A 4,136-nucleotide genomic window follows, 5' to 3' on the forward strand; every position below is an offset into this window, starting at 1 on the left:
ATACTCGTGGAAGAAATACCAAAGTACGACATAGCGGTTATAAACGGTCCTGCCGGAGTTTTCGAGGAGGAGGTTTTTGCGACGGGCACCGTGGAGGTCTTAAAGGCTGTGGCTAAAGCCAGCTATTCTGTTGTTGGTGGCGGGCATATAGCTACGGCGGCGAGGCTATTCGGAATAGCGAGGAAAATAGACCATATTTCCACTGGAGGAGGAGCGAGTATAAGATTTCTGAGCGGAGAAAATCTTGTGGCGCTGGAAGTTCTTAAGAAATACTGGAAATTGCCTTTGCGTGAGCTCTGATAATATCCGATCTCGTTATCAATCCCACGAGTTTCGAATCTTCCACGACCGGCAATCTTCCAATTTTGTATTTTTCAAGAAGTTGTAGAGCATCTTCCAAAGACGCCTCTGGAGTGATCGTAATTACTTCTTTTGTCATGACGTCTTCTACCTTCACGCTGTCTCTTTTCTCCTCCGGAACACGTAACACGTCTTCGAGGGTTATAATTCCTACAAGCTTTCCGTTCTCCACGACTGGATAACCAAGGTGTCCAGTAGAATTTATCGCCAGCAGAACATCTGAGATCGTGTTTTTCGGGGAGAGGGTCATAACTTTGTCAGCCGGAGTCATCGCTTCTGCGACCTTTATGTTTTCAAGAACATCGACGGTCATCTCTCTTCTATGTGCCGGAGATTCAACTCTCGAATTGACCTGCTCGCTGTAAATGGAAACATCGCCGCTTAAATAGTAGGAGAGCGTCGAAGCGAGCATCAAAGCTGGAAGAAGCTTGTAACTTCCCGTCATCTCTAAGACCATCATGATCGATGCGAGGGGTGTTTTGGCTACAGCCGAAACGAAAGCTGACATGCCTACAAGAACGAAATTGGATTTTGCCCCAGTAATGGCGAAATTGCTTGCTAAATCTCCTACAACAGCTCCGAGCATGCTGCCTATGACTATCGAAGGAGCAAAAACTCCTCCGCTACCTCCGCTACCGACTGTGAAGGATGTTGCCAAGATTTTCCCCAAGAGTATTAGCAAAGCAACACTCATCACCAGTTTTCCGTCTATCGCCAGTTGAACGTATCCGTAGCTCATTCCCAAAGCTTGGGGGACGAAAACGCCTATAAGTCCGGTGATTATTCCACCTATGAGGGGTTTAAGAGTGCTCGGCGCTTTTAGTTTTCTGAAGAGATTGTGGACCAAATAAAAGCATTTCACGTAAGCTATCGCAACTCCCGCAGCTAATACCCCAGTTAGCGAGTGGAAGAATAGCTCTACCGGACTTTGCAAGCCCACGTCTGTTGCTATGAAAATTGGGGTCGATGCAAACCTTAAATTCGAAATGTGGCTCATCAAAACTTCAAAAACTGTAAAAGCGGTTATGGATGACACGAAAGCGGGAATTATCGCATCGAGCTCCGCATCTCTTTTGTATAGAACCTCAACTCCGAACAAAGCACCACCAAAGGGTGCTCGGAAAATGCTTCCTATTCCTCCGGCAACGCCGCAAACGAGTAGGATTCTCCTATCCTTGTCGGAAAGCTTTAGAATATCGGCTAAAATTGCTCCAACCCCAGAGCCGATTTGAGCTATCGGTCCCTCTCTTCCGGCACTCCCTCCGCTTCCTATTGTTATTGCTGAAGCTACAGCTTTAACAAAAGGAACTCTCCATCTAACCTTTCCTCTCAACCTGTGAAAAGCTCTTATAACTGCATCCGTTCCATGTCCTTCAGCTTCTGGAGCGAGTTTGTAAACTATCAACCCGCTCAGCAAGCCACCTATTGCTGGGAGAACCCACAAGGGAATTATGCCAAGCTTTATGCCGAAAAAGTCAAGGCTTGTCTCTCCTTTCGGAGCTGGCGGACTGAAGGAGTCAAGAACTTCAAAGAAAAATTCGGAGGAAAGATCAAGCATTAGGAAGAAGACAAAGGCTGCTAAGCCGGAGAAGATCCCGACGATTATCGAAAGAATCAGGAGATGCCTGAGAAGTAAGGGGGGTCTAATTTCCACAGCTTTAGAATAATTTCACGATTTAAAAATTTAACCGAAATCCGCTGGAATCCTATTGAGAGTCCATAGGAAGTCCTTTCCGTCTACTTCGGCTAAATCTGGAGTGACTGGCTTTTTAAAAAACTCGAAACCTTTTTCTTTCAGGACTTCGTTAAACTTTTCTGCAAGTTTTTTTGCCTTACTCTTTTCCCGTCCAAACCTTTCTATTCCCCTCGCTATAAGCTTCACCTGACCTTCTTCCACGATTCTCGGATTTCTTGATAAATCCATTTCGTATCTCCTCTTCGAGATTTCAAGAAGTATTCTGAACCCCTTGACTCTAACCTTTCCCAAACCTCTTATTCCAAGAAAAGTCCTTTCCCTCGGCATTTTGAATTCCACTTTTTCTGTTTTAGATCTAAATGAAACTTTCAAAGGTTTTGGCTCGTACTCCTCAACTAAAAGTATTTTGTCCGCCAGAGACAAGTAGGTTGAGGATGCGCCAGAAATTAGAACGACGCTAACGCCAGTTTTTTCTATCATGCTTCTGATTTGATGGCAGAGGGGCTTTATGGGATCTTTTCTAATAAGCTTCTCCATAACCTCGTCTTTGTAAAGCAAGTTCGTTGCGCTCGTATCCTCGTCGATGAGTATCGTTTCGAATCCCGCTTCGATAGCCTCAACTATGCTCGAAGCCATGCTTGTCGAACCGCTTGCGTCTTTTGAAGAGAAGAACCTTGTATCCTCTCCAGAAGGTAGGTTGTCGATGAAAGTTGAAATGTCGACGCTGTTAACGAATCTTCCATCTTCCGCGAATATCAGAATGCAGTCTCTTGAGATGACGAATTCTCTTCCGTCTCCCTTAACGTGGTTATATATTCCCCTTTGTATCGCCTCAAGCAAGGTAGTTTTTCCGTGGTAAGCGCCGCCGGTTATTACCGTTAACCCTTGGGGGATGAACAAACCTCTCACGATTCTCCCGCTCGGAAGCTCCAGACTTTCAAACTCTTGACATTTGAACGGCTTCGCATTTTTCATAGGCTCTTCGGAAAGGCTATCTTTTCTCGGAAGTACGCTTCCTTCAGCTATGAATGCCACGGCTTTTTTCTTCTTTAAAATCTCCCTGATGTGCTGCTGATCGTTGTAAAGCATTACTTGCTCTAAAATAGACTCCTCGTTCGTCGATAAGACTTCGCTTATGGCTCTGGGAATTCTGATCTTCAGAATTCTTTCAGCTTCTTTTCCGTCTATTCTCCTCCCTTTAGCTGGAAGACCAACGAAAAACCGAAGAATCAATTTTTTACCCCTAAATTCGACGGCACTCCTTTTCAGAACGCAGGTGCTCGGTTTAGGCACTCCAAGGTATCCACTGTTTCCACTCCCACTCTTTTTACTTCTCTTTTTCAGGGAAGAGTGAAGACACCTGTAGATAAAGTCTTCCGAAGGTTTCTTGTTTTTCACTACTTCCTTCGAAAATTCGTGGTCGCAAATCGCTTCAACAACTGAGGGAGGAGCGTAGGGATCTGATTGAATTCTTGTGAATTTGAAGTAGAAGTTTTCGAAGGAAAAAACTTCATCCCTCAAAACTTTCTTGTAGGTTCCATAGCTCTTGCCGTCTAAGATCATAGAAGTTATTCGTAAGCTTTTATTCATATAACTTCGGGAGGTCGTGTTTTTGGAGGAATTAAAAAGCGGTAAAATTTTTGAAAGCTCTTAATTAAACTCCATAAAAACTACTTCAACGAGGATATTAAAAAAGAGAAGGTCAAAGAGTGGCAAAAGAGACTTCAAAAACTCATCGTTCAAGGCTGTGAGATTGAAGTTTTTACGAGATCGAAGATCTTGAAAACGTAACGTTTGGCAACTTTATGCTGCTGTTCACTTTCTCGAATCGAATTGAGCTTGGTCAACGACATTTTAATGGAGCTGTGGAGTGAAGTTTATGTTGAGCCAGAGGATTGAAGGGGAGAAAATTCGCTGCATTGGAGGAAAAATAAGCAAACCAAGGCTAATCCATCAGAGTGGAGGGCATAGAGCGATATTCGTAGATGTAAGATCGGCAAGAGCCAAAGTTGTTAGAGTTTGGAGAGTTGTGAAATCCTGATGGTTGCTCCAAATTCGTTGACAACGTCTTAAAATCGAT

At 44.1% G+C, this 4,136-nt stretch carries 4 protein-coding genes; 2 read left to right on the forward strand and 2 right to left on the reverse strand.

The annotated features are described in order from the left end of the window. The coding region (gene pgk / locus F7C14_RS05595) for a phosphoglycerate kinase (protein ID WP_290900712.1) at positions 1-300 on the forward strand (300 nt) is incomplete at its 5' end. Here pgk and F7C14_RS05600 read toward each other — a convergent pair. Continuing rightward, positions 263-2,014, reverse strand: coding sequence for a chloride channel protein (locus F7C14_RS05600; RefSeq protein ID WP_290900715.1), 1,752 nt, complete (start codon positions 2,012-2,014; stop codon positions 263-265). The genes pgk and F7C14_RS05600 overlap by 38 nt on opposite strands. Before the next feature lie 30 nt (positions 2,015-2,044). After that, positions 2,045-3,646: a P-loop domain-containing protein gene (locus tag F7C14_RS05605; protein WP_367114341.1), complete on the reverse strand. Its 1,602-nt coding sequence runs from the start codon at positions 3,644-3,646 to the stop codon at positions 2,045-2,047. A 280-nt stretch (positions 3,647-3,926) separates the two neighbouring features. On the opposite strand from F7C14_RS05605, the gene F7C14_RS05610 reads away from it, so the two are divergent. Continuing rightward, positions 3,927-4,097, forward strand: a complete 171-nt coding sequence (locus F7C14_RS05610) for a hypothetical protein (RefSeq protein ID WP_290900719.1) — start codon at positions 3,927-3,929, stop codon at positions 4,095-4,097. Positions 4,098-4,136 lie beyond the last annotated feature (39 nt).

Origin of the sequence: Ferroglobus sp., from assembly GCF_015521575.1 — an archaeon.
GTDB lineage: Archaea > Halobacteriota > Archaeoglobi > Archaeoglobales > Archaeoglobaceae > Ferroglobus.